This window comes from Bradyrhizobium sp. Kon10 (assembly GCF_055807395.1).
In genome coordinates this window covers 13022-35041 of the sequence record NZ_JBVVOZ010000048.1, presented here as the reverse complement: position 1 = coordinate 35041, position 22020 = coordinate 13022, and the positions used below count along the sequence as shown (strand labels likewise).

At 64.9% G+C, this 22020-nt stretch carries 25 protein-coding genes and 1 tRNA gene; 18 read left to right on the top strand and 8 right to left on the bottom strand.

Annotated elements, in window-relative coordinates; all coding sequences use genetic code 11:
• Window positions 1-100: 100 nt before the first annotated feature.
• Window positions 101-832: a phosphonate metabolism transcriptional regulator PhnF gene (gene phnF / locus AC0L2O_RS34160; protein WP_473372865.1), complete on the bottom strand. Its 732-nt coding sequence runs from the start codon at window positions 830-832 to the stop codon at window positions 101-103.
• A 107-nt stretch (window positions 833-939) separates the two neighbouring features.
• On the opposite strand from phnF, the gene phnG reads away from it, so the two are divergent.
• From phnG to AC0L2O_RS34115, 9 genes are read left to right on the top strand one after another with little or no spacing between them, the layout of a single operon-like run.
• Window positions 940-1404, top strand: coding sequence for a phosphonate C-P lyase system protein PhnG (phnG, locus tag AC0L2O_RS34155; protein WP_473372864.1), 465 nt, complete (start codon window positions 940-942; stop codon window positions 1402-1404).
• Between the two features lie 4 nt (window positions 1405-1408).
• On the top strand, window positions 1409-2017 hold the full coding sequence (phnH, locus tag AC0L2O_RS34150; protein WP_473372863.1) for a phosphonate C-P lyase system protein PhnH: 609 nt from the start codon (window positions 1409-1411) through the stop codon (window positions 2015-2017).
• A gap of 3 nt (window positions 2018-2020) precedes the next feature.
• Window positions 2021-3124 carry a carbon-phosphorus lyase complex subunit gene (locus AC0L2O_RS34145; RefSeq protein ID WP_473372862.1) on the top strand — a complete coding sequence of 368 codons (1104 nt, stop codon included), beginning with the start codon at window positions 2021-2023 and terminating at the stop codon, window positions 3122-3124.
• A complete protein-coding gene (locus tag AC0L2O_RS34140; RefSeq protein ID WP_473372861.1) occupies window positions 3121-4011 on the top strand; it encodes an alpha-D-ribose 1-methylphosphonate 5-phosphate C-P-lyase PhnJ in 891 nt (296 codons plus the stop codon). Before AC0L2O_RS34145 ends, AC0L2O_RS34140 begins: the two co-directional genes overlap by 4 nt.
• Window positions 4004-4801: a phosphonate C-P lyase system protein PhnK gene (gene phnK, locus AC0L2O_RS34135; RefSeq protein ID WP_473372860.1), complete on the top strand. Its 798-nt coding sequence runs from the start codon at window positions 4004-4006 to the stop codon at window positions 4799-4801. The genes AC0L2O_RS34140 and phnK overlap by 8 nt, the downstream gene beginning before the upstream one ends.
• A complete protein-coding gene (phnL, locus tag AC0L2O_RS34130) occupies window positions 4798-5514 on the top strand; it encodes a phosphonate C-P lyase system protein PhnL (protein WP_473372859.1) in 717 nt (238 codons plus the stop codon). The genes phnK and phnL overlap by 4 nt, the downstream gene beginning before the upstream one ends.
• A gap of 11 nt (window positions 5515-5525) precedes the next feature.
• Window positions 5526-6683 carry an alpha-D-ribose 1-methylphosphonate 5-triphosphate diphosphatase gene (locus AC0L2O_RS34125; RefSeq protein ID WP_473372858.1) on the top strand — a complete coding sequence of 386 codons (1158 nt, stop codon included), beginning with the start codon at window positions 5526-5528 and terminating at the stop codon, window positions 6681-6683.
• Window positions 6680-7276: a phosphonate metabolism protein/1,5-bisphosphokinase (PRPP-forming) PhnN gene (gene phnN, locus AC0L2O_RS34120; RefSeq protein ID WP_473372857.1), complete on the top strand. Its 597-nt coding sequence runs from the start codon at window positions 6680-6682 to the stop codon at window positions 7274-7276. Before AC0L2O_RS34125 ends, phnN begins: the two co-directional genes overlap by 4 nt.
• A gap of 22 nt (window positions 7277-7298) precedes the next feature.
• On the top strand, window positions 7299-7910 hold the full coding sequence (locus AC0L2O_RS34115) for a pyridoxamine 5'-phosphate oxidase family protein (protein ID WP_473372856.1): 612 nt from the start codon (window positions 7299-7301) through the stop codon (window positions 7908-7910).
• 203 nt (window positions 7911-8113) lie between these two features.
• On the opposite strand, the gene AC0L2O_RS34110 is transcribed toward AC0L2O_RS34115, so the two are convergent.
• The 4 genes from AC0L2O_RS34110 to AC0L2O_RS34095 all read right to left on the bottom strand — a co-directional run bounded on the left by AC0L2O_RS34110 (window position 8114) and on the right by AC0L2O_RS34095 (window position 12086).
• Entirely contained in the window at window positions 8114-8617 is a 504-nt protein-coding gene (locus AC0L2O_RS34110) for a DUF6496 domain-containing protein (protein ID WP_473372855.1), read from the bottom strand.
• 67 nt (window positions 8618-8684) lie between these two features.
• Window positions 8685-9467 (bottom strand): alpha/beta fold hydrolase, encoded by a 783-nt coding sequence (locus AC0L2O_RS34105; RefSeq protein ID WP_473372854.1) that lies wholly within the window; start codon window positions 9465-9467, stop codon window positions 8685-8687.
• A 3-nt stretch (window positions 9468-9470) separates the two neighbouring features.
• Window positions 9471-10766 (bottom strand): O-acetylhomoserine aminocarboxypropyltransferase, encoded by a 1296-nt coding sequence (locus AC0L2O_RS34100; RefSeq protein ID WP_473372853.1) that lies wholly within the window; start codon window positions 10764-10766, stop codon window positions 9471-9473.
• A 324-nt stretch (window positions 10767-11090) separates the two neighbouring features.
• Window positions 11091-12086: an LLM class flavin-dependent oxidoreductase gene (locus AC0L2O_RS34095; protein WP_473372852.1), complete on the bottom strand. Its 996-nt coding sequence runs from the start codon at window positions 12084-12086 to the stop codon at window positions 11091-11093.
• A gap of 152 nt (window positions 12087-12238) precedes the next feature.
• Here AC0L2O_RS34095 and AC0L2O_RS34090 point away from each other — a divergent pair, with 152 nt between their 5' ends.
• Window positions 12239-13042, top strand: a complete 804-nt coding sequence (locus tag AC0L2O_RS34090; protein WP_473372851.1) for a dienelactone hydrolase family protein — start codon at window positions 12239-12241, stop codon at window positions 13040-13042.
• Between the two features lie 736 nt (window positions 13043-13778).
• Here the strand turns inward: AC0L2O_RS34090 and AC0L2O_RS34085 are convergent.
• The 3 genes from AC0L2O_RS34085 to AC0L2O_RS34075 form a co-directional block, all read right to left on the bottom strand.
• On the bottom strand, window positions 13779-14126 hold the full coding sequence (locus tag AC0L2O_RS34085) for a DUF3024 domain-containing protein (protein WP_473372850.1): 348 nt from the start codon (window positions 14124-14126) through the stop codon (window positions 13779-13781).
• A gap of 31 nt (window positions 14127-14157) precedes the next feature.
• The gene (locus tag AC0L2O_RS34080; RefSeq protein WP_473372849.1) at window positions 14158-14388 is read right to left on the bottom strand and encodes a hypothetical protein; all 231 of its coding nucleotides are present in this window, start codon (window positions 14386-14388) and stop codon (window positions 14158-14160) included.
• Between the two features lie 549 nt (window positions 14389-14937).
• A tRNA-Thr gene (locus AC0L2O_RS34075) sits at window positions 14938-15012 on the bottom strand.
• Window positions 15013-15334: 322 nt separating this feature from the next.
• Here AC0L2O_RS34075 and AC0L2O_RS34070 point away from each other — a divergent pair.
• The 8 genes from AC0L2O_RS34070 to AC0L2O_RS34035 all read left to right on the top strand — a co-directional run bounded on the left by AC0L2O_RS34070 (window position 15335) and on the right by AC0L2O_RS34035 (window position 22019).
• Complete coding sequence (locus AC0L2O_RS34070) at window positions 15335-15517, top strand: hypothetical protein (RefSeq protein WP_473372848.1); 183 nt, start codon at window positions 15335-15337, stop codon at window positions 15515-15517.
• A 36-nt stretch (window positions 15518-15553) separates the two neighbouring features.
• Window positions 15554-17260: an FAD-dependent oxidoreductase gene (locus AC0L2O_RS34065; protein WP_473372847.1), complete on the top strand. Its 1707-nt coding sequence runs from the start codon at window positions 15554-15556 to the stop codon at window positions 17258-17260.
• A gap of 218 nt (window positions 17261-17478) precedes the next feature.
• Window positions 17479-17787 (top strand): EthD family reductase, encoded by a 309-nt coding sequence (locus AC0L2O_RS34060; RefSeq protein ID WP_409190882.1) that lies wholly within the window; start codon window positions 17479-17481, stop codon window positions 17785-17787.
• A gap of 329 nt (window positions 17788-18116) precedes the next feature.
• Complete coding sequence (locus tag AC0L2O_RS34055) at window positions 18117-18626, top strand: hypothetical protein (protein ID WP_369719559.1); 510 nt, start codon at window positions 18117-18119, stop codon at window positions 18624-18626.
• 127 nt (window positions 18627-18753) lie between these two features.
• Window positions 18754-19578 carry an alpha/beta fold hydrolase gene (locus AC0L2O_RS34050; RefSeq protein WP_473372846.1) on the top strand — a complete coding sequence of 275 codons (825 nt, stop codon included), beginning with the start codon at window positions 18754-18756 and terminating at the stop codon, window positions 19576-19578.
• 64 nt (window positions 19579-19642) lie between these two features.
• On the top strand, window positions 19643-20089 hold the full coding sequence (locus tag AC0L2O_RS34045) for a DUF2948 family protein (RefSeq protein ID WP_473372845.1): 447 nt from the start codon (window positions 19643-19645) through the stop codon (window positions 20087-20089).
• A 140-nt stretch (window positions 20090-20229) separates the two neighbouring features.
• Entirely contained in the window at window positions 20230-21525 is a 1296-nt protein-coding gene (hisD, locus tag AC0L2O_RS34040; protein ID WP_473372844.1) for a histidinol dehydrogenase, read from the top strand.
• A complete protein-coding gene (locus tag AC0L2O_RS34035) occupies window positions 21522-22019 on the top strand; it encodes a UPF0262 family protein (RefSeq protein ID WP_369719555.1) in 498 nt (165 codons plus the stop codon). The genes hisD and AC0L2O_RS34035 overlap by 4 nt, the downstream gene beginning before the upstream one ends.
• Window position 22020: the final 1 nt, after the last annotated feature.

Below are 22020 nucleotides of genomic sequence, written 5' to 3'. Positions count from 1 at the left end.
CTGACAGCAAAAAAAGCCCGCGACGCACCTCAAGCGCCCGCTCGCCCCTCTGTGCAAAGCCCTCACAAGGGGAGAGGTGCACCGCGCGCTTGGCACTCGTTCACCCGTTCTCCACCAGAAACTCCACCCGCTCCGCCACAAAGCGCGAATGCTTGGTCACCAGCGGCTTGCCGTCGAGATCGTGGTCGGTGGCATCGACCACCAGGATTGGCCGGCCGAGCGGCAGATCGAGCCGCGCGGCATCGGTGGCGTCGACGATGCCGGCCGTGATCCGGGTCGCGCCGCGGCGATAGTCGCGCACACCGTAATGCGCGAGCAGCTTGGTCATCGAGCGGGTCGCCGCGAAGACGCTTCCCGCGCCCGGAAACAACTCTGCCGACAGCCATGTGGTGGAGACGCAGATCGGCGTGCGGTCGGCCAAGCGAATCGCTTCGATCCGGACCAGCGGCGCGCCGACCTTCAAGCCCAGCTCGCGCGCAAGCTCGCGGGTTGCGACGTCGTCGGAGGCCTCGATCAACTGGCCGCGCGGCTCGCGGCCGCCGGCGCCGACGATCTCGGAAAACCGCGTGCGTGAGCGCAAGGGATAAGCGAGGCGCTGCGCCTCGACATAGGTTCCGCTACCGCGTTCGGCACGCACCAGGCCGCGCTCGGCAAGGGCCGCGAGCGCCCGCCGCACCGTGTGGCGGTTGACCCGATAGGTTTCGGCGATCTCCATCTCGCCGGGCAGCTTGTCGCCCGCGGCGAAGCGGCCGTCGGCGATGCCGCGCTCGATGCCGTCGGCAACGAGGCGCCACAACGCGACGCCTGAAGAGGCGGTGTCCTGCATGCTCATATCGCCGGTCAGCCTAGCCCGAAAATCACGGCTTTGTCACGAAACAGTCATGGCGCTTCCGTATCAAGTTGTCTAGTATCATAGACAACTTGAATTCGGCAAGTTCGGTGAGATCGGTGACCCAGCACGATAATCAGCAAGCCCGGCGCAAGGCCGCGATGGCCGTGCTGGCGCACGCGGAGGCGGGCGCGATCGCCGCTCGCCTCCGCAGCCTCGCCCTGCCCAGCCATGAGGATCTGCGCGAGCCCGAAAACGGCCTCGTCATGCTGCGAGGCAGGGTTGGCGGCGACGGTGCGCCGTTCAACCTCGGCGAGGCGACGGTGTCGCGCGCCGCGGTGCGGCTTGCGAGCGGTGAGGTCGGGTTCGGCTATACGCTCGGGCGCGATGGCGACAAGGCGCGGCTGATCGCGCTGTGCGACGCGCTGGCGCAGTCACGGGATTTTAGCGCGGCCGTCGAGCAGGACGTTATCGCGCCGTTGCGTGAGCAGCTTATGATCCGGCGCAAGCGGGCGGCGGAAGAGACCGCCGCGACAAAGGTTGATTTCTACACCATGGTGCGCGGTGAGGGGTGAAGCGATGACCACGATTGCGGAACTGCCGCCGGGTTTCGTCGACAAGGTCTTGTCGGCGCAGTCGACCTTTCGCTCGGTCATGGACGCGATGGCGCGGCCGGGTTCGGTCCAGCGCATCGTGCCGATGGCGGGAACACCCGGGCCGATGATGCGCGGCACCGCCGCGATCGCGCTAACGCTGTTCGATCACGATACGCCGCTCTGGCTCGATGCACGGATGACGGAAAGCCCCGAATTGGTGAAATGGCTGAAATTCCACACCGGCGCGCCGGTGATCCAGGATTCTTCGATCGCGAGCTTCGCGTTGATCAGCGATGGCAATTTGCTTCCAGCGCTGGAGCGCTTCGCGCTCGGTAGCAACGAATATCCTGACAGGTCCACCACATTGATCCTCCAGGTCGACTGCCTGGATGCCGGCCGCAGTTTCGAGCTGCGCGGCCCTGGGATCGATGGTGTCGCGACGCTCCAGGCGACGATCAAGCCCGCCGATCTTTTCGAACGGCTGCGCCTCAACGAGGCGCTGTTTCCGCGCGGTATCGATGTGGTGCTGGTCGCGGATGACGCCGTGGTTGCGATCCCGCGCACCGCGCGTGTCGTGAACAAGGGAAGCTGAAGCATGTATGTCGCAGTCAAAGGCGGCGAACGCGCCATCGAGAATGCCCACCGCCTGCTGGCGAACGCGCGGCGCGGTGACAGAGGCGTTGCGGACATCACGCTCGACCAGATCTCGGAGCAGCTTGGCCTCGCCGTGGACCGCGTCATGAGCGAGGGCTCGCTCTATGATCGCGAGCTCGCGGCGCTCGCGATCAAGCAGGCGCGCGGCGATCTGATCGAGGCGATCTTCCTGGTTCGCGCCTTCCGCGCCACCTTGCCGCGCTTCGGCGCCAGCGAGCCGGTCGACACCGGTGCGATGCGGGTGCAGCGGCGGGTGTCCTCGACTTTCAAGGACATTCCCGGCGGTCAGATATTGGGGCCGACCTTCGACTATACGCATCGCCTGCTCGATCCGGCCCTCGCCGAGGGATTCGTGCCCGAAGTGCCGGCAACCGCAGAAGCCTCGACCGCACCGACCCCGCGCGTGACCGATATCCTGGGTCGCGACGGGCTGATCGAGTCCTCGCCGCAAGCCGAAGACGGCGCCAGCGTCGGCGATCTCACCCGGGAGCCGCTGAACTTTCCGGCAGACCGCGACCTGCGCCTGCAAAATCTCGCGCGCGGTGACGAAGGCTTCCTGCTGGCGATGGGCTATTCCACCCAGCGTGGCTATGGCCGTAACCATCCCTTTGCCGGCGAGATCCGCTTCGGCGAGGTCGAGGTCGAGTTTTCGGCCGAAGACGTCGGCTTCGCCGTGCCGCTCGGCTCGATCGAGCTCACCGAGTGCCAGATGGTCAATCAGTTCAAGGGCTCGGCCACGGAAGCACCTTGCTTCACCCGCGGTTATGGCCTCGCCTTCGGCCAAAGCGAGCGCAAGACCATGTCGATGGCGCTGGTCGATCGCGCGCTGCGCGCCCGCGAACTCGGCGAGGAGGCGCTCGCACCGGCACAGGACGAAGAATTCGTGATGTCGCATTCGGACAACGTCCAGGCGACCGGCTTCGTCGAGCATCTCAAACTGCCGCATTATGTCGACTTCCAATCCGAGCTCGGCCTGTTGCGCAAGCTGCGCCAGGAATTCGCCGACGCCAATGCGCCCGATGCCATGAAGGAGGCCGCGGAATGAACGCGCCTGCCTACAATTTTGCCTATCTCGACGAACAGACCAAGCGGATGATCCGGCGCGCGATCCTGAAGGCGATCGCGATTCCCGGCTATCAGGTGCCGTTCGCCAGCCGCGAAATGCCGATGCCCTATGGCTGGGGCACCGGCGGCGTGCAGGTCACCGCCGCGATCCTCGGGCCCCAGGATGTGCTGAAGGTCATTGACCAGGGCTCCGACGACACGACGAACGCGATCTCGATCCGCAAATTCTTCGCCAAGACCGCCGGTGTCGCCACGACCACGGCGACCGAGCAGGCCACCGTGATCCAGACCCGTCACCGCATTCCGGAGACGGCGCTGCACGCGAACCAGGTGCTGGTCTATCAGGTGCCGATCCCGGAGCCGCTGCGTTTCCTCGAGCCGCGCGAGACCGAGACGCGGCGGATGCATGCGCTCGCCGAATACGGCCTGATGCATGTCAAACTGTATGAGGACATCGCCCGTTTCGGCCACATCGCGACGGCCTACGCCTATCCGGTGAAGGTGAATGCGCGCTATGTGATGGACCCATCGCCGACGCCGAAATTCGACAATCCAAAGATGGACAATTGCCCGGCGCTGCAACTGTTCGGCGCGGGCCGCGAGAAGCGCATCTACGCGATCCCGCCCTACACGACGGTCGTGTCGCTCGATTTCGAGGATCATCCCTTCGAGCCGTATCGGTTCAACGCGCCCTGCGCGCTGTGCGGTGCCGAGAATTCCTATCTCGACGAGATCGTGACCGACGACAAGGGCAGCCGCATGTTCGTGTGCTCCGACACCGATTATTGCGAAGGCCGCCAGGCCGCCGGCCATCACGGCAGCCTGAGCGCCGCGCCGTACGAGGAGAAGGCGGGCACACATGGCTGATCCCGACATGCGCGTGAACGACGAGCCATTGCTGGTCGCAGAATCCCTCAGCAAGTCCTACGGCCGCATCGCTGCCTGCCGTGACGTCTCGTTCTCGCTATATCCCGGCGAAGTGCTGGCGATCGTCGGCGAATCCGGCTCGGGCAAGTCGACGCTGCTGCAACTCCTGTCAGGCCAGCTCGCCGCCAGCGGCGGGCAAGTGTTCTATCGGATGCGCGACGGCGCCAGCCGCGATCTTGCCACGCTCGGCGAAGCCGAGCGCCGCTTCCTGTTCCGCACCGATTGGGGTTTTGTGCATCAGGATGCCGCGCAGGGCCTGCGCATGGCGGTGTCGGCCGGCGCCAATGTCGGCGAGCGGCTGATGGCGGTGGGCTGGAATCACTACGGTCGTATCCGTGACACGGCGTCGGACTGGCTCACGCGGGTCGAGATCGACACAGCGCGCATCGACGATGCGCCGCGCACCTATTCCGGCGGCATGCGCCAGCGCCTGCAGATCGCCCGCAATCTCGTCACCGAGCCGCGGCTGGTGTTCATGGACGAGCCGACCGGCGGGCTCGATGTGTCCGTGCAGGCGCGCCTGCTTGACCTGCTGCGCAATCTCGTCGCCGAATTGCATCTCGCCGTCGTCATCGTCACCCATGATCTCGCGGTCGCGCGGTTGCTGTCGCATCGTGTGATGGTGATGAAGGACGGCCGCGTCATCGAGACCGGCCTCACCGACCAGGTGCTCGACGATCCCCGCGAGCCCTATACGCAGCTCCTGGTCTCCTCGATTCTGCCGGCATGAGTGTTCCGATGACCAGTCCCGCAATGATCGACATCGCCAATGCGAAAAAGACCTTCACGATGCACCTGCAAGGCGGCATCGAATTGCCGGTGGTGAGGGGGGTGACCTTTGAAGTCAACCCGGGCGAATGCGTCGTGCTGTCCGGCCCATCCGGTGCCGGCAAGTCGTCGATCCTGAAGATGATTTTCGGCAATTATCGCTGCGACTCCGGCCGCATCGGCATTCGTCATCGCGGCGCGCTGATCGACCTCGCCACCGCCGAGCCGCGGCAGGTCCTCAATGTCCGCCGCGCCACCATCGGCTATGTCAGCCAGTTCCTGCGCGCGGTGCCGCGGGTTGCGACCATCGACGTTGTTGCCGAGCCTCTGATCGTCAACGGTGTGGCCCGAGCCGATGCGCAGGGGCGCGCGGGTGAACTGCTGCATCGTCTCAACATCCCGGAGCGCCTGTGGCAGCTTCCGCCCGCGACCTTCTCCGGCGGCGAGCAGCAGCGCGTCAACATCGCGCGCGGCTTCATCCCGGAACTGCCGATCCTGCTGCTCGACGAACCCACGGCGTCGCTCGATGCCGCCAACCGCGCCGTCGTGGTCGAACTGATCGCCGAGAAGAAGCGCCAGGGCGTCGCCATGGTCGCCATTGTCCACGACGACGAAATCCGCCATCTGATCGCCGACCGCGTCATCGACGTCACCAGCTTCGCCGCCGCGGCCTGAAGGACATGGAAATGAACGCCAAGCCAAAGGACATCGTGATCGCCAATGCCAGGATCGTACTGGCTGACCGGGTGATCGGGCAGGGCTGGCTCGCTCTCGCCGGTGGACGCATCGCCGAGATTGGCGAGGGCAGGGCGCCCGCAGGTGCCGAGGATGCCGGCGGCGACCTGATCATGCCCGGCCTGATCGAGCTCCACACCGATCATCTCGAAGCGCATTACGTGCCGCGGCCAAAAGTGTTCTGGAACCCGGTCGCAGCCGTTGTCTCCTATGACGGCCAGCTCGCCACGTCAGGCATCACCACGGTGTTCGATTCGCTCCGGGTTTGGCGCGAGGACGGCGCCGAAGAAGTTGATGGACGCGCCGGCGTGCTCGCCGCAGCGATCACGACCGCGCGTGATGCTGATCTGCTGCGCGCAGACCATTTCCTTCACCTGCGCTGCGAAATCCCGATGCCGAGCGTGGTCGAGGAGGCCAAGGAGCTGGTCGGCCGTCCCGACGTGCGGCTGATGTCGCTGATGGACCACACCCCCGGCCAGCGCCAGTTCCGCGACGAGGTCAAGCTGCGCGACTATTATCGCGGCAAGGGCGGTGGCAAGACCGATGCCGAGCTCGACGAATTGTTCGCGAAACGTTTCGAATATCAGAAAGCCTATGCCGCGACCAACATGCGGCAGATCGTGGCGTTGGCGCATGGGCACAAAATTCCGTTGGCAAGCCATGACGACACCACCGAGGAGAACGTCGCCGACGCCGTCCGCGACCGCATCTCGGTGGCGGAATTCCCAACCACGCTGGAGGCCGCGCGCGGCCTGCACCAGGCCGGCATCGACATCCTGATGGGCGCGCCGAATGTCGTTCGCGGTGGCTCGCATTCCGGCAACATCGCCGCGGTCGATCTCGCCCGCGAAGGCCTGCTGGACATCCTGTCGTCCGACTACATCCCCTCCAGCCTCTTGATGGGCGCGCTGCAATTGCCGGAGCACGTCCCCGCGATCGGTCTGCCAGCGGCGATCCGCACCGTGACGAAGACCCCGGCTGAAGCGGTCGGGCTGTCCGATCGCGGCGAAATCGCGCTCGGCAAACGCGCCGATTTGATCCGTGTGCATATCGCAGGCCACGTCCCCGTCGTCCGCAGCGTCTGGCGCGAAGGGGGCCGCGTCGCGTGAGCGAGACCGCGACCACGGCCGAGGGTGAGGCGGGCGGGATCGGGCCCGGCCGGCTCGTGCTCGTGGTCGGCCCCAGCGGCGCCGGAAAGGACACCTTGCTGCGGCTGGCGCAGGCGGCCTGCCTCGACGATCGCGATATCGTCTTCCCGCGCCGTATCGTCACGCGCGAACCCTCCGCCGACGAAGACAACATTGCAGTGAGCGAGGGCGAATTCCGTAGCGCGCGCGAGCATGGCGATTTCGCCGTGCATTGGGAGGCGCACGGACATTCTTACGGCCTCCCGATCGAGATCAACGACGATATCCGCGCCGGCCGCGCCGTCGTCGCCAACGTTTCGCGCACGGTGATCGGCGCGCTGCGCGAGGCCTACGCCAACGTCGTCGTGGTCGCGATCGCCGCGCCGCCGGAGGTGCTGGCGCAGCGGCTGGCGGCGCGGTCGCGGCATAGCGACGGCAACATCGCCGATCGCCTCGCCCGCAGCGTTGAGGACGCGACAGCTCACGCCGATGTCACCATCCTCAATGCCGGCAGCGCCGAATACCACGGCCGCCAGCTCGTGCGGGTGATCAGGAACGAAGGCTGGCAGGACTAGCCGGCGCAACAAGGGGTCTGGAATGTCGATGATCGAAACGGTCGAACAGTTGGAGGCCATCTACGGCGCCGTCGGTGATGCCTCGACCGTGAAAGTCGCCGACCATGTCACTCCGCTCTATCGCGTCTTCATCGAGAAGGCGCCGTTCGCGGCGCTCGCCACCATCGGGCCGGAGGGCATCGACTGCTCGCCGCGCGGCGATCTGCCCGGCTTCGTCCGCGTCCACGACCCGAACACGCTGATGCTGCCGGATCGCCGCGGCAACAACCGGGTCGATTCCTTGCGCAACATCGTGCGCGACCCGCGCGTGTCGCTGATGTTCCTGATCCCCGGCTCCGGCAACGCGGTCCGCGCCAACGGCCGCGCGCATCTCTCGGTCGATCCCGAGTTGCTTGGGTCTTTTGAGGTCGCGGGCAAGGCGCCGCGCAGCGTCATGGTGATGAAGGTGGAGGAAATCTACTTCCAGTGCGCCCGCGCCATCGTCCGCTCCGATCTCTGGAATCCCGACAAGCGCATCGACCCGAAGACGCTGCCGACACCCGGGCAGATCCTCGCCGAGATGAGCCAGAACAAGATCGGCGGCGACGAGTATGATCGCATCTGGCCGGAACGTGCCGCCGCGACGATGTGGTGACGCCTCTTCCCTCTTCCTTGTGGGAGAGGGTGGCTCGCCGCGTGGCGGCGAGACGGGTGAGAGGTCTCTCTGCAATCACATCTCTCACAAGTGAAACTCGCGGAGACAACCCCTCATCCGGCGCTTCGCGCCACCTTCTCCCACAAGGGGAGAAGGGAAGCAGGGAGAACGTGCTCTCCGAACGGAGCCGGCGCGCGAACTGATCAGCTCCGGCGGCGCGTCCTGGTGCGTGCCGCCTTTTTTGAGGCGGTGGAGCGGGCCTTGGCGCCTTTGGTGCGGCTCGCCTTGCGCGCGGTGGCTGAACGCGACGCGGCCGTTCGTCGGCTTGCGGCACGCTTGCCCTGTTTCGACAATGCGCTGCGTGATGCGGTCGAGCGCGGCTCCTTTTTCAAAACCTTTTCGACGGCCCGCGACACGCGCGGCCGGCGCTTCGGGGTGCGCTTGCCCTGACCGACCTCATAGGCATATTTGGCGCTGCGACGCGTCGCCTTCTTGGCGCGACCTTTGCGCGGCGGCGGCAGATCGACTCCGGCACGGCGGGCCTCGGACAGACCGATGGCAATTGCCTGCTTCGTCGAGCGCGCGCCGTGCTTGCCTTTGCGGATCTTGTCGATCTCGTCCTTGACGAATTCGCCGGCCTGTGTGCTTGCCAATTTACCGGCACGCTTGTCTTGCCTGGCTTTGCGAATGATTTCCTGTCTCGGCATAGGTCCAGTTCCCTCCGGATTCACAGGGATGTCTGACCGCAACGCGCAAGATAGACGATTGATCCTGTCAGTTCCTGAGCGCCGCCAGCAATTCATCCGGACGCTCGGCCATGATCATGTGGCCCGCGCCCGGCACCACCACGGTCTTCGCATGCCTGATCGCGGCGGCGAGTGCCTTGCCGGCCTTGGCCGGCGTCATCATGTCCCGCTCGCCGAGGATCAATGTCGTCGGCACCTTCGCGCTCGCGGCAGCGGTCAGCGCATTCGCATAGGAATTGCAGGCGGACAGATCCTTGAACAGCACGCCGGGTTCGCAATGCCTGAGCACGGCCTGCGCGCCGCCATGCATCCACAGCCCAGGCGCGAGGCTGCCGCCGAGTTCGGCGTTGAAGCCGAGGCCCCAGATCGAGACCATGTCGATCGCGTCCTGATCGTTGGCTTCGGCCGCCTTCAAGAGGTCCGGGCCGACACTCATGGTCGCGGCCGTGCCGATCAGGCTCAGCGCGGAGACCTTGCCGGGATGCCGCGCGGCGGTCTCCAGCGAGATCAGCGAGCCCATGGAATGGCCGATCAGATGCGCCTTTGACACGCCGGCCGCATCGAGCAGCGCGGCGGTCCAGTCCGCCATCTCGGCGATGCTCGCGAGCGAAGGCCCAACCGAGCGGCCGTGGCCGGGCAGGTCCGGCGCCAGCACGCCAAAGCCGTGATGGGCGAACCAGCGCGTATGCAGCGCCCAGCTCGAATGATCGAAGCCGGCGCCGTGGATAAAGACCACCGCGGGCAGGGATTTGTCGAACTCGCGGCCACCGGTCGCGACAAACACTTCGGCGCCGTTGACGGTGAGCTTCATGGCTTAACCCTTTTGCGAGATGCGCAGCGCCTGCGCGAGATCGTCGATGATGTCGGGCGCCGTCTCGATGCCGACCGAGAGCCGCACCAGCTCCTCGCCGATGCCGGCGGCCTTGAGTTGCTCGGCATCCATCTGCTGGTGCGTGGTCGAGGCAGGGTGAATGACCAGCGTCTTGGCGTCGCCGACATTGGCGAGATGGCTGATCATGCGCAGCTGCTCGATGAACTTGCGGCCTGCGGGCCGTCCGCCCTTGATGCCGAACGAGACGATCGAGCCGGCGCCGCGCGGCAGCAGCGTCTTGGCGAGCTGATAGTCGGGATGGGTTTCCAGCGACGGATGCAGCACCCACTCGACCGCCTTGTTGGCCTTGAGCGCCTCAAGCACGAGATGCGTGTTCTGCATGTGCCGGTCCATGCGCACGCCCAGCGTCTCGACCCCCTGCAACAGCTGAAACGCGTTGGTCGGCGACAGGCAGGCGCCAAAATCGCGCAGGCCCTCGGTGCGCGCACGCATGATGAAGGCGGCGGTGCCGAACTGCTCGTCGAAGACGATGCCGTGATAGCCGCCATAGGGCTCGGTCAGCACGCCGAATTTTCCCGATGAACGCCAATCAAATCGGCCGCCATCGACGATGGCGCCGCCGATCGCGATGCCGTGGCCGCCGATCCACTTCGTCGCCGAATGCATCACGATGTCGGCGCCGAGTTCGATCGGACGACTGAGATAGGGCGTGGCAAAGGTGTTGTCGATCAGCAGCGGAATCTTCGCGTCGTGCGCGACGGCCGCGACCTTCGGAATGTCCAGCACTTCGAGCCCGGGATTGCCGATGGTCTCGCCGATCACGAGTTTCGTGTTCGGCTTGATCGCCGATCGGAATGCGTCGATGTCGCGCGGCTTCACGAAAGTCGTGGTGATGCCGAAGCGCGGCAGCGTGTGCGCGAGCAGGTTGATGGTGCCGCCATAGAGCGAGCTCGACGCCACGATGTGGTCGCCGGTGTTCAGGAGCGTCGCGATGGCGAGATGCAGCGCGGCCATGCCGCTCGCGGTGCAGATGGCGCCGACGCCGCCTTCGAGTGCCGCGAGCCGCTCCTCCAGTACGCCCGTGGTCGGATTGGAGATGCGCGTATAGATGTGGCCGGCGCGCTCCAGATTGAACAGCGCGGCGGCGTGATCGGAGTCCTGAAACACGTACGACGTGGTCTGGTAGATCGGCACCGCGCGGGCGCCGGTCGCGGGATCCGGATGCTGGCCCGCATGCAGGCTCAGGGTTTCGAACGCAGGCGGTTTCGGCGCGGGCATGCTTGGCCTCGTTGGTCCTTGATAACATCTGCACCTTTGCCACAGATTGGGGCGCTATGTCAGCCGTTGGCAGGACAATTCCTGGCTCCCTGCCACGGGTCGTTCACCTCTCCCGCTTGCGGGAGAGGTCGGCGCGTCCCGGGCGATGCGAAGCATCGTCCCGCGCGCCGGGTGAGGGCTCTCTCCGCACGGGGGTTCTCGCTTGCGGAAACACCCTCTCCCCAGCCCTCCCCCGCAGGCGGGGGAGGGAGCGCATCGACTTCTTGGCGACCATCGAGCCCAATCTCATCATGCTCGAAGGACGTGTTTCGCTCGCATCGCCGCTCACCCCGCCAGCCGATCCCGCACCTCGGCTGCGATCTCGAACGAGCGCAGCCGCGCAGCGTGGTCGTAGATCTGCCCCGTCGTCATCAGCTCGTCCGCGGCGGTGTCGGCGATCAGCGCCCTGAGCTTCTCTTCAACGATGGCGGGCGAACCGACCGCCGAGCAGGACAGCGACTGGCCGACCATCGCCTTCTCCGCGGGCGACCACAGCGCGTCCATGTCGTCGACCGGCGGCGGCAGCGGGCCAGGCGTGCCGCGGCGCAGATTGATGAACTGCTGCTGGAGCGAGCTGAACATCCGCTGCGCCTCGACGTCGCTGTCGGCCGCGAACACGTTGACACCGACCATCGCGTAGGGCTTGTCGAGCTGCGTCGACGGCTCGAACCGCGCCCGGTACTCGCGCAGCGCCGGCATCATCATCTGCGGCGCGAAATGCGAGGCGAACGCAAAGGGCAGGCCGAGCATGGCCGCAAGCTGCGCGCCGAACGTGCTCGAGCCGAGGATCCAGAGCGGCACCTTCGTCCCCATGCCGGGCACGGCGCGAATGGTCTGGTTCGGCTGCAAATCGCCGAGCAGCGCCTGCAATTCCAGCACGTCCTGCGGAAAATTCTCGGAGCTGGTCGCGAGGTCGCGCCGCAGCGCCCGCGCGGTGAGCTGGTCGGTCCCCGGCGCGCGCCCGAGCCCGAGGTCGATCCGTCCGGGATAGAGCGATTCCAGCGTGCCGAACTGCTCGGCGATGATCAGCGGCGAATGGTTCGGCAGCATGACGCCACCCGAGCCGACGCGGATCGTCCTGGTGCCGCCCGCGATATGCCCGATCACCACCGAGGTCGCGGCACTCGCGATGCCCGTCATGTTGTGATGCTCGGCCAGCCAGAACCGCTTGAAGCCCCACGCCTCGGCGTGCCGGGCGAGATCGAGCGAGTTGGCAAACGCCTGCGCCGCATCGCCACCCCTGCGGATGGGAGCGAGGTCGAGCACGGAGAAGGGGATCATGCGTGGGATACCGGCTGGGGCGCGATGTGCGCCGGGGCTTCACATATAGGGACCGGAGCGCGGGCTGCGAGGGAACCGATGCCGCCTTCAAGGCTTAGCAGGCATTGCTGCTATGCCAATCTGGCGTCGTGCCAAACCCGCGGGAGGTCAGCATGCAAACGAACATCACGAACATGGTGGGAGCACTTTGCGCCATCGCAATGGTCGCGAGCGCGCACGCCGCGGTCAGGGAAGAGCCGGTCGCCTACATGGACGGCGAGGCCACGATGAAGGGCTTCGTCGTCTACGACGACGCGACCCAGGCCAAGCGGCCCGGCATCGTTATCGTGCCGGAATGGTGGGGCATCACCCCGCATATCCACAATGAGGCGCGGAAGTTCGCCGAGCAGGGCTACACGGCCTTCATCGCGGACATGTACGGCGACGGCAAGACCGCCGACAACCCGAAGGACGCCGGCGCGCTCTCTGCGTCCGTGATGAAGAACGCGAAGGTGATGGAGCAGCGCTTCAACGCAGCGCGGGACGAACTCGCCAGGCAGGCCTCGGTCAATCCGCAGCGGATCGGCGCCGTCGGTTACTGCTTCGGCGGCGCGGTGGTGCTGAATATGGCGCGCGCGGGCGCCGATCTCGCTGCCGTTGCCGGCTTCCACGCGTCCCTTGGTCTCAACACGCCGGCGCCGGCGCCGGGAACCGTCAAGGCGAAAATCCTTATTCTCAACGGCGCGGACGATCCCTTCGTGAAGCGCGAGGAGTACGATGCGCTGAAGAAGGATTTCGACGCGGCGAAGGCCGATTATCGCATCATCCAATATCCCGGCGCCGTGCACGCCTTCACCAACCCCGAAGCCACCGAGCTCGGCAAGAAGTTCAACCTGCCCCTCAGATACGACGCCAAGGCGGATCAGGAATCAAAAGCCGAAGCAGCCAAGCTCTTCGCCGCGACGTTGAAAAAATGAAGAGAGGGCCACCGACATGGTGGCCTTTTTCATCTGGCGCGGGTTGAGCTCGCGGCAGCCACCTGCTGCGTGATCCTACTCACAGTCGGAACGACCGGCTTTCAGGCAAGGTGCGGCATCAACCCGATGGGCGGGATGACTTTCGGATGGAGAGAAGATCATGTGCGCGATGTCCAACGCTGATGAACTGTCCCTCGACTGTCTTGATGACGTTGTGGGAGGATCAGGTAATTTCGGCACATCAGGACATGCCGGAGCTATCGCTTGGGGGACGAAAGGCAACGGCGGTATGGCTGTTACGTGGCCGGGTAGCCTTGGCGGTGTAAACGGTGTTTGGTCGGTTTCTTCGGACGGCGGTGTGCAGTGGCATGGCAAGCCCTAGTGAAGTCGAAGGAGAAGGGAAATGACCCAACCATCCATCAGCAGCTAACGGACGCCGACTTAACCCTTGTGTCGGGAGGAGCGCTAAAGGAAATCTTTCAGCAAGCCGAGCGTCAGATCATGGACAAGGTCAATCAAGCTTCGCTCCTGTGCAACCCTGACACGGCCCTGATGCGGATGGACGGAACGCTTACGTCAGATGGCCCCGGCTGTCACCGGACCTAGCTCAGCGCGCAGGATGGGTAGAGCACTTGCGAAACCCGTCATGTCTCGTCGTCACAAGGCCGCGATGGGTTTCGCTTCCGCCTTCGCTCTTCGAGCTACGGCGGACAAGTCGCTCTACCTATCCTACGCGCTATCCGAAGAAGCAGCAGTGGCTGTCCTCTCGAACCACATCGAGGAATTCTTTAATCGAAGCCGCTTCCAAGTGCGGCTGGTAACCGTGCCACTTTAGATCAGCCCGTGGCCAAAAGATCTTCCACATTTTCTTGCTCTTGTTAAAGGTGGCTTTCGCAATTGGATGTTCGATCACCTTGCCTTTGTCGCGCCAGTGGGGCCGGATCGTATATATCTCGACGCTCTGACCGGTGATACGGAATGCAAAGTCGAGTTTGGCGCGGAGATGTGCCGGCGGTCTCCGCTGCTCGACGAACTCGGCAAGCAGCTTCTCGCAACGCTTCGTTTCAAGTTTTGACAGTGTCATGTTTCCATCGGCGCCGAGTGCTGTCTTCCTGTCAGTTCAAATTTGCACCTCGCATCTCGATTGAGATGATGAGGACACCTCGTCGATTTGACGAGTTCATCGAGTCATAGTTGCCGGCTCCCACCAGCCTATCGGAAACTTGGTCTAAATCAACGACGTGGATTTGACCCGTCGGGCAAAACACCCGCTTCGCGCGAAAACCCGTCAACCCTCCGCCCCAAAAATATTCCGCTTTACCGAAATTCGGAATTGCGTTATCCATCCGCCATCCCGGTCCTCGAAGAGGGGCGATCGTCCGTCGTAACGAACGTGGGCCGGGGGTGCGGTGGACGTGACAGCGTCGGGCACGCGAAGGGGATCAGGGCGAGATGAACCTCGTGAGATCTTGGCTGGCGTGCGGACGAACGGCGCTCAATTCCTGCGGAGCCCCTGGGCGAAGCAGGACCGTTGCGTACGGCAAAATCGTGTGGTCCTGGCCGTCGTTGCTACGGTCAAGCCTTGCGGAGATGGATCGGGGCTCTACCGGGTCTCGAGCCATCGTCAATTCGCAAGGTGACGGTGACAAAAGGGAACTCGTCGCCGGGGAGAGCAGGCATAAGCCGTCAACCCACTGCGCAGGGAAGGCCGAGTGTTCGGCTACACCTGTATGCTGCTGTGCGGTTTCCTCTGCGCTACACGCGCACAGTGGACCGCGGGTGCCAGCTGGCACCCGGTCTTCCCTGCGCCCTCTTCACCGAAGAGGGACACGGAAAAGCGCAAGACTCGGGCATTTCCTGCCGCGAGAATGCCGATGCGTGCTCTGAAGATGAAATGGTGCTGCCAGACAGGATTGAACTGTCGACCTCTCCATTACCAATGGAGTGCTCTACCACTGAGCTACGGCAGCATGTGCTGGGACAAGAATCGGCCGCCACGAGGGGCCTACCAAGCGGGCCGATATCTGCCACAGGCCTCCCCTCTGTGCAAGCTTGCCAGCCCCGCGAAATCGATAAAATCAGCCCTGTTGCGCGCCGAAATCGGTCGTTTTGTCCCGAAGCCACCGGTTTCGGCTCGATTTGGTTCCCGCAAGATCCCCAGCCAATCGGGCAGTTGGCCGTCTCAGCGAATTCGGTCAAATCTGCCGGCTTCGTTGTCGCGGCCGTCCTCACCCCTCTTGAGCTCTGATAATTCGGTGGCATCCTGCGGCCGGCCATGTGACGGGTTCGACAATGATCGACGAGACCGACAAGAAACCAGCGGCTGACTCCCGGCAGGACCGGCTGAAATCGGCGCTGCGCGAAAACCTGAAGCGGCGGAAGTTGCAGGCGCGCGAACGCGCCACAATTTCCGACCCCTCGCAGAATGAAGATGCTTCCCTGGATGAGGGAACCGCCGGCAAGGCCGGCGGCTAATGTCTTGGCAATGTCTTGGAATGAGTGAGAGTGGCAATGGGGCAGGACGAACCGGAACACAGTGAACGAGACGCGATGATGTCGCGCTTCACGCGCCCCGAGCAGACCTTTCCGACGCTGACAGCAGCCGAGATCGCGCGCATGCAGCATTTCGGCGAAGTCCGCACCTATGCGCATGGTGAGCTGCTGTTCGAGACCGGCAAGCCTGGGCCGGGCATGTTCGTCGTGCTGAAGGGCCATGTCGCCATCACCCAGCGCGACGGGCTCGGTCATGTCACGCCGCTGATCGATCAGGGGCCGGGGCAATTTTTGGCCGAGCTCGGCCAGCTCTCCGGTCGGCCGGCACTGGTCGATGGGCGCGCCGAGGGCGATGTCGAAACGCTGCTGCTGCCGCCGGAGCGGCTGCGCGCGCTGCTGGTCGCCGAGGCCGAACTCGGCGAGCGCATCATGCGCGCGCTGATCCTGCGCCGGGTCAATTTGCTCCAGGGCGGCATCGGCGGTGTCGTGCTGATCGGGCCGTCGCATTCCGCCGGCGTGGTGCGCTTGCAGGGCTTCCTCACCCGCAACGGCCAGCCGCATCATCTGCTCGATCCCGATCGGGATCGCGACGCCGCCGAATTGATCGCACGCTATTCGCCGAAGCCCGAAGACTGGCCGCTGGTCGTCACGACCGGCGGCACGGTGCTGCGCAATCCTCCCGAGACCGAGCTTGCGCGCGCGATCGGCATGATCGGCGGCCCGCGCAACGACCGCATCTACGACGTCGCGATCGTCGGCTCCGGACCGGCGGGGCTCGCCACCGCGGTGTATGCGGCGTCCGAGGGACTTTCGGTCGCCGTCCTCGACACCCGCGCCTTCGGCGGCCAGGCCGGCGCCAGCGCGCGCATCGAAAACTATCTGGGCTTCCCGACCGGCATTTCCGGCCAGGCTCTGACCGCGCGCGCGTTCAACCAGGCGCAAAAATTCGGTGCCGAGATCATGATCCCGATGACGGTGAAGTCGCTCGACTGCGCGCGCAGCGACGGCGCATTTTCCGTCGAGCTCGATGGCGGTGACGTGCTGCGCTCGCGCGCGGTCGTGGTTGCGAGCGGCGCGCGCTATCGCCGGCCCGATATCGACAATCTCGACAGGTTCGAAGGTCGCGGCGTCTGGTATTGGGCTTCGCCGATCGAAGCGCGGCTCTGTGCCGGAGAAGAGGTGGCGCTGGTCGGTGCCGGCAATTCGGCCGGGCAGGCGGCCGTGTTCCTGTCCGGTCATGCCAAAAAGGTGCTGATGATCATCCGCGGCGGCGGCCTGGGCGCGAGCATGTCGCGCTATCTCATCGAGCGCATCGAGGCGACGCCGAATATCGAACTGATGTTCAACACCGAGATCACTGCGCTCGAGGGCGACGAGGCGTCGCTGCTGCGGCGCATCCGCTGGAAGAGCCGGCTGTCGGCGGACGAGGACTTTGCAGATGTCCGCAATCTCTTCCTGTTCGTCGGCGCCGATCCCGCCACCGGCTGGCTTGACGGCTGCGGCGTGACGCTCGACCGCGGCGGCTTCGTCGTCACCGGCGCGCAGTCCGAGCAAAATCTCGGCCGGCTCGTGGCGCCGCTGGAGACCTCCGTCCCCGGCGTCTATGCCGTCGGCGATGTCCGCTCCGGCTCGGTCAAGCGCGTCGGCGGCGCCATCGGCGAGGGTGCGCAGGTCGTGGCCTCCCTGCACGGCTATCTCGGCGACGCCGCAAAACCGGCGCTTTAGTCAAGGAGAAGACAGGGAGATGGCAGGACGAATCTGACTTGCCATCTCGCCGTGTGCCACAGACTATCCCTCATCCGGAGGAGCGCGCTCTTGCGCGCGTCTCGAAGGATAGAGGCCGATCTGTTAGATCCGGGCCGGCATGGTTCGAGACGGCGCTGATGCGCCTCCTCACCATGAGGGTTCGGCACAAAACCAAGAACTCAAATGGGAGGAACTAAATGGCTGAACTCGTCGTGCTCTACAAGACGCCCAAGGATACTGCTGCCTTCGACAAGCACTATGCCGAGACCCACATCCCGATCGCCAAGAAACTTCCCGGCCTGACAAAGTACGCCGTCAGCAAGGGGCCTGTCGGCTCCCCCGCCGGACCATCCGGAATCCACCTCGTCGCCATTCTCAGCTTCAACAGCGTGGCCGATATCCAGGCGGCATTCGGCAGCGAAGCAGGAAAGGCGGCGGCCGGCGATGTGCCGAAATTCGCCACTGGCGGCGCCGACCTGCTGATCTTCGACACCAAGGAAGTGTGAACCGCACGCGAGAGCGGCCCGGGCATCGCGGGCCGCTCTCGCCAAATTCGATTTCAAGTTTCGTGAAAACTCGTAGCCCGGATGGAGCGAAGCGCAATCCGGGACTCTATCCGCGTACGCGAAGGCCCGGGTTACGCTGCGCTCCATCCGGGCTACAAACTGCCGTCGTTCGTGGCAGCCTTTTTGACAGCGCTGCAAAAAATTCAGTCATGCGTTTGTCGAGATGACGTATGGCTTGATACGCATGTGTGATGCCGAGGCATGTAGCAATCCGACGAGGACCGTAATACCAATTCCTGGATCTCAATGCAGAGAGTAGGAGAGATGTCATGGTTGTTGGGTTGAGCCTGCCCGCCTTCACATTGGTCCATGTCATCATCAGCCTGATCGGCATCGCCGCCGGTCTCGTCGTGATGTTCGGCCTGCTCGGCTCGAAGTCGATGCCGGGCCTCACAGCGATTTTCCTGCTGTTCACGATCCTCACCAACGCGACCGGCTTCCTGTTCCCGTTCAAGGAGCTGTTGCCGTCGCATATCATCGCGGCCATCTCGCTGGTGCTGCTCGCGATCGCCTGCATCGCGCTCTACGGCATGAAGCTCAAAGGCGCCTGGCGTCCGGTCTACATCGTGACCGCCATGGTCTCGCTCTATTTCAACGTCTTCGTGCTGATCATCCAGTCGTTCCTGAAAGTGCCGGCGCTGGCCGCACTCGCGCCGGCCGTGCCACCGGCCCCGCCCGCGGGCCCGGTGTTCGCCGTGGTGCAAGGCTTCGTGCTGGTGTTCTTCGTGGTGGTGATCATTGGCGCCTGGCGCCGCTACCGGCCGATGGCGTTCGCCTGATCCACCGTCCGTCGTCATTCCGGGGCATCGCGCAGCGATGAACCCGGAATCTCGCGCAACAATCTCTGGCTTCCGGGTTCACGCTCCGCGTGCCCGGAATGACGCACTTACTGCAGGAGCTTCCCCAATGCCCATCATCACCACCAAAGACGGCGTCGAGATATTCTACAAGGATTGGGGCTCGGGCCAGCCGATCGTATTCAGCCATGGCTGGCCGCTGTCCTCCGACGACTGGGACGCGCAGATGATGTTCTTCGTGACCCGTGGCTATCGCGTTGTCGCGCATGACCGCCGCGGCCACGGCCGCTCGGCGCAGGTCTCAGACGGTCACGACATGGACCACTATGCCGACGACATCGCGGCCGTCACGGCGCATCTCGACCTCAAGAACGCGATTCACGTCGGCCATTCCACCGGCGGCGGTGAGGTCGTGCATTACATCGCCCGCCACGGCGAGAGCCGGGTGGCGAAGGCTGCGATCCTCTCCGCGGTGCCGCCGCTGATGGTGAAGACGGAGGCCAATCCCGGCGGCCTGCCGAAGAGCGTATTCGACGATTTCCAGACCCAGCTCGCCGCCGGCCGTTCGGCGTTCTACCGCGAGATCGCCGCCGGCCCGTTCTACGGCTACAACCGCCCCGGCGCAAAGCCGTCGGAAGCGGTGATCCAGAACTGGTGGCGGCAAGGCATGATGGGCGGCGCGAAGGCGCATTACGACGGCATCGTCGCGTTCTCGCAGACCGACTTCACCGAGGATCTGAAGAAGATCAACGTGCCCGTGCTGGTGATGCATGGCGACGACGACCAGATCGTGCCTTACGCCGATTCCGCGCCGCTGTCGGCGAAGCTGCTGAAGAACGGCACGCTGAAGACCTACAAGGGCTTTCCGCACGGCATGCCGACCACGCACGCCGAGGCGATCAACGCCGACCTGCTGGCGTTCTTCAGGGACTGAGGATTGGATATTCTGGCACCTCCGCGCGTTGAGGCCTATCCGCCCCGAAGGAGAACTGTCGGCGATGTCTTCCCAGCTTAAGCTGATCGCGCTCGATGCCGATGATCTCGCCGTGATCTCGACTCATGTGCAGGATGCCCGGGTGCAAGCCTCCGACATCATCTGGCGGCAGGCCGAGAAGCGCCTGGTGGTCGGCATGAGCCGGCTGGACTGGGAGCAGACGCTGGACGGGGAGGCCGAGCCGCGCCGGCTGGTTTCGGCGCTCCGTTTCGACCGCGTGCTTGCCTGCAAGTCGCGCGACATCGATCTTGCGGCGCCTGAGGCGGTTCTGGACCTGGTTGGGATCGAGTTTCACCCCAAGGACGGCCGCGAGGAGCCCGGAGGCAGCGCGTTGTTGCTGTTCGCCCAAGGCGGCGCCATCCGCCTCGACGTCGAATGCCTGGAATGCGAGCTGACCGACCTCGGGGCGGATGATCTGGGGATCGGGGTCGAGATGGAGGGGGAGGGGTAAGGCCCGCTTGCGATATACCAGCGAAACTTGCTCCGGTGTCCTCCCGGCCAAGGGTTGACGCCGGGGGGCCGCCGCGCCATTGAGCAGGGGTCTTGCGACGCCGATCCGCCCCCGAAGACCAGCCAAAAGCTCATCGAAACATGCCCGTTCGCCTCGACCGCAGCAGCGCCGATTTTGACCAGCGATTCGTAGCCTTCCTCGCCGCCAAGCGCGAGGCTTCGGCCGACGTCGAGGCCGCGGCGCGCGCGATCGTCGACGATGTCGCCAGGCGCGGCGATGCCGCGCTGCTCGAGGCCACGCAAAAATACGACCGGCTGACGCTGGATGCGACCTCCCTGCGCGTCACCGCCGGCGAGATCGAGGACGCTGTGAAGGCCTGCGATGGCGCGACGCTGGATGCCCTCAAGCTCGCGCGCGACCGGATCGAGAGCTACCATTCGCGTCAGCTCCCGAAGGACGAACGCTTTACCGACCCGCTCGGCGTCGAGCTCGGCTGGCGCTACACTGCGATCGAATCCGCCGGCCTCTACGTGCCTGGAGGGACTGCGGCCTATCCGTCCTCGGTGCTGATGAATGCGGTGCCGGCGAGGGTTGCCGGCGTTTCGCGCCTGGTAATGGTGGTGCCGGCGCCCGACGGCAAGCTCAACCCGCTGGTGCTTGCGGCAGCCAGGCTCGGCGGCGTCACAGAAATCTACCGCGTCGGCGGCGCGCAGGCGGTGGCCGCGCTCGCCCACGGCACGGCGACGATCGCGCCGGTCGCAAAGATCGTCGGCCCCGGCAATGCCTATGTCGCCGCCGCAAAGCGGCTGGTGTTCGGCAAGGTCGGGATCGACATGATCGCCGGCCCCTCCGAGGTGCTGGTGATTGCCGACGACACCGGCAATGCCGACTGGATCGCCGCGGACCTGTTGGCACAGGCCGAGCACGATGCCAGCGCGCAATCGATCCTGATCACCGATTCCGCGCGCCTTGCCGCCGATGTCGAAAACGCCGTCGAAGCCCAGCTGAAGACGCTGCCGCGCGCCGCGATCGCAGGCCGCTCCTGGGCCGATTTCGGCGCGATCATCATGGTGGAAAATCTCAACGACGCCATCCCGCTCGCGGACGCGATCGCCGCCGAGCATCTCGAGATTATGACGGCGGATCCGGATGCGCTCGCCGCCAAGATTCGCAATGCCGGCGCGGTGTTCCTCGGCGCACATACGCCGGAGGCGATCGGCGATTATGTCGGCGGCTCCAACCATGTGCTGCCGACGGCGCGCTCGGCGCGGTTCTCGTCAGGCCTGTCGGTGCACGATTTCATCAAGCGCACCTCGATCCTGAAATGCGGTCCCGATCAGCTGCGCGCGCTGGGTCCGGCTGCCATGACGCTCGGAAAGGCGGAAGGCTTGGACGCCCATTCGCGCTCGATCGGATTGCGCCTCAATCTGTCATGACAAAGCCGCCCGAACAGGACGACTCGACCAATCGTATCGTCGCGGTCACCCTCGACGAGGAATCGATCGGCCGTTCCGGACCGGACATCGAGCATGAGCGCGCGATCGCGATCTACGATCTGATCGAGCAGAACCTGTTCGCGCCCGAGGGTGCCGACGGTAAGGGGCCGTTCACGCTGCATATCGGCATCACCGGCAGCCGGCTGATGTTCGACATCCGCCGCGAGGACGGCACGCCCGTGGTCGCTCATCTGTTGTCGCTGACGCCGTTCCGGCGGATCGTGAAGGACTATTTCATGATTTGCGACAGTTACTACCAGGCGATCCGGACAGCGACACCGGACAAGATCGAGGCCATCGACATGGGCCGCCGCGGTATCCACGACGAGGGCTCGCGCACGCTGCAGGAGCGGCTGAAGGGCAAGGTCCGGGTCGACTTCGAGACTTCGCGCCGGCTGTTCACACTCATCACCGTTCTGCATTGGAAGGGCTAGG

Excerpts from the sequence above, each read along its gene's own strand:
- AC0L2O_RS34080 (WP_473372849.1), bottom strand. The coding sequence starts at position 14,388 with ATGGATAACGCAATTCCGAATTTCGGTAAAGCGGAATATTTTTGGGGC.
- AC0L2O_RS34090 (WP_473372851.1), top strand. The coding sequence starts at position 12,239 with ATGCAAACGAACATCACGAACATGGTGGGAGCACTTTGCGCCATCGCA.
- AC0L2O_RS34055 (WP_369719559.1), top strand. The coding sequence starts at position 18,117 with ATGGTTGTTGGGTTGAGCCTGCCCGCCTTCACATTGGTCCATGTCATC.
- AC0L2O_RS34095 (WP_473372852.1), bottom strand. The coding sequence starts at position 12,086 with ATGATCCCCTTCTCCGTGCTCGACCTCGCTCCCATCCGCAGGGGTGGC.
- phnL (WP_473372859.1), top strand. The coding sequence starts at position 4,798 with ATGAGTGTTCCGATGACCAGTCCCGCAATGATCGACATCGCCAATGCG.
- AC0L2O_RS34085 (WP_473372850.1), bottom strand. The coding sequence starts at position 14,126 with ATGACACTGTCAAAACTTGAAACGAAGCGTTGCGAGAAGCTGCTTGCC.
- AC0L2O_RS34125 (WP_473372858.1), top strand. The coding sequence starts at position 5,526 with ATGAACGCCAAGCCAAAGGACATCGTGATCGCCAATGCCAGGATCGTA.
- phnK (WP_473372860.1), top strand. The coding sequence starts at position 4,004 with ATGGCTGATCCCGACATGCGCGTGAACGACGAGCCATTGCTGGTCGCA.
- AC0L2O_RS34110 (WP_473372855.1), bottom strand. The coding sequence starts at position 8,617 with ATGCCGAGACAGGAAATCATTCGCAAAGCCAGGCAAGACAAGCGTGCC.
- phnH (WP_473372863.1), top strand. The coding sequence starts at position 1,409 with ATGACCACGATTGCGGAACTGCCGCCGGGTTTCGTCGACAAGGTCTTG.
- AC0L2O_RS34115 (WP_473372856.1), top strand. The coding sequence starts at position 7,299 with ATGTCGATGATCGAAACGGTCGAACAGTTGGAGGCCATCTACGGCGCC.
- AC0L2O_RS34100 (WP_473372853.1), bottom strand. The coding sequence starts at position 10,766 with ATGCCCGCGCCGAAACCGCCTGCGTTCGAAACCCTGAGCCTGCATGCG.
- AC0L2O_RS34065 (WP_473372847.1), top strand. The coding sequence starts at position 15,554 with ATGGGGCAGGACGAACCGGAACACAGTGAACGAGACGCGATGATGTCG.
- AC0L2O_RS34060 (WP_409190882.1), top strand. The coding sequence starts at position 17,479 with ATGGCTGAACTCGTCGTGCTCTACAAGACGCCCAAGGATACTGCTGCC.
- hisD (WP_473372844.1), top strand. The coding sequence starts at position 20,230 with ATGCCCGTTCGCCTCGACCGCAGCAGCGCCGATTTTGACCAGCGATTC.
- AC0L2O_RS34140 (WP_473372861.1), top strand. The coding sequence starts at position 3,121 with ATGAACGCGCCTGCCTACAATTTTGCCTATCTCGACGAACAGACCAAG.
- AC0L2O_RS34050 (WP_473372846.1), top strand. The coding sequence starts at position 18,754 with ATGCCCATCATCACCACCAAAGACGGCGTCGAGATATTCTACAAGGAT.
- AC0L2O_RS34105 (WP_473372854.1), bottom strand. The coding sequence starts at position 9,467 with ATGAAGCTCACCGTCAACGGCGCCGAAGTGTTTGTCGCGACCGGTGGC.
- AC0L2O_RS34045 (WP_473372845.1), top strand. The coding sequence starts at position 19,643 with ATGTCTTCCCAGCTTAAGCTGATCGCGCTCGATGCCGATGATCTCGCC.
- AC0L2O_RS34145 (WP_473372862.1), top strand. The coding sequence starts at position 2,021 with ATGTATGTCGCAGTCAAAGGCGGCGAACGCGCCATCGAGAATGCCCAC.
- phnF (WP_473372865.1), bottom strand. The coding sequence starts at position 832 with ATGAGCATGCAGGACACCGCCTCTTCAGGCGTCGCGTTGTGGCGCCTC.
- AC0L2O_RS34035 (WP_369719555.1), top strand. The coding sequence starts at position 21,522 with ATGACAAAGCCGCCCGAACAGGACGACTCGACCAATCGTATCGTCGCG.
- AC0L2O_RS34070 (WP_473372848.1), top strand. The coding sequence starts at position 15,335 with ATGATCGACGAGACCGACAAGAAACCAGCGGCTGACTCCCGGCAGGAC.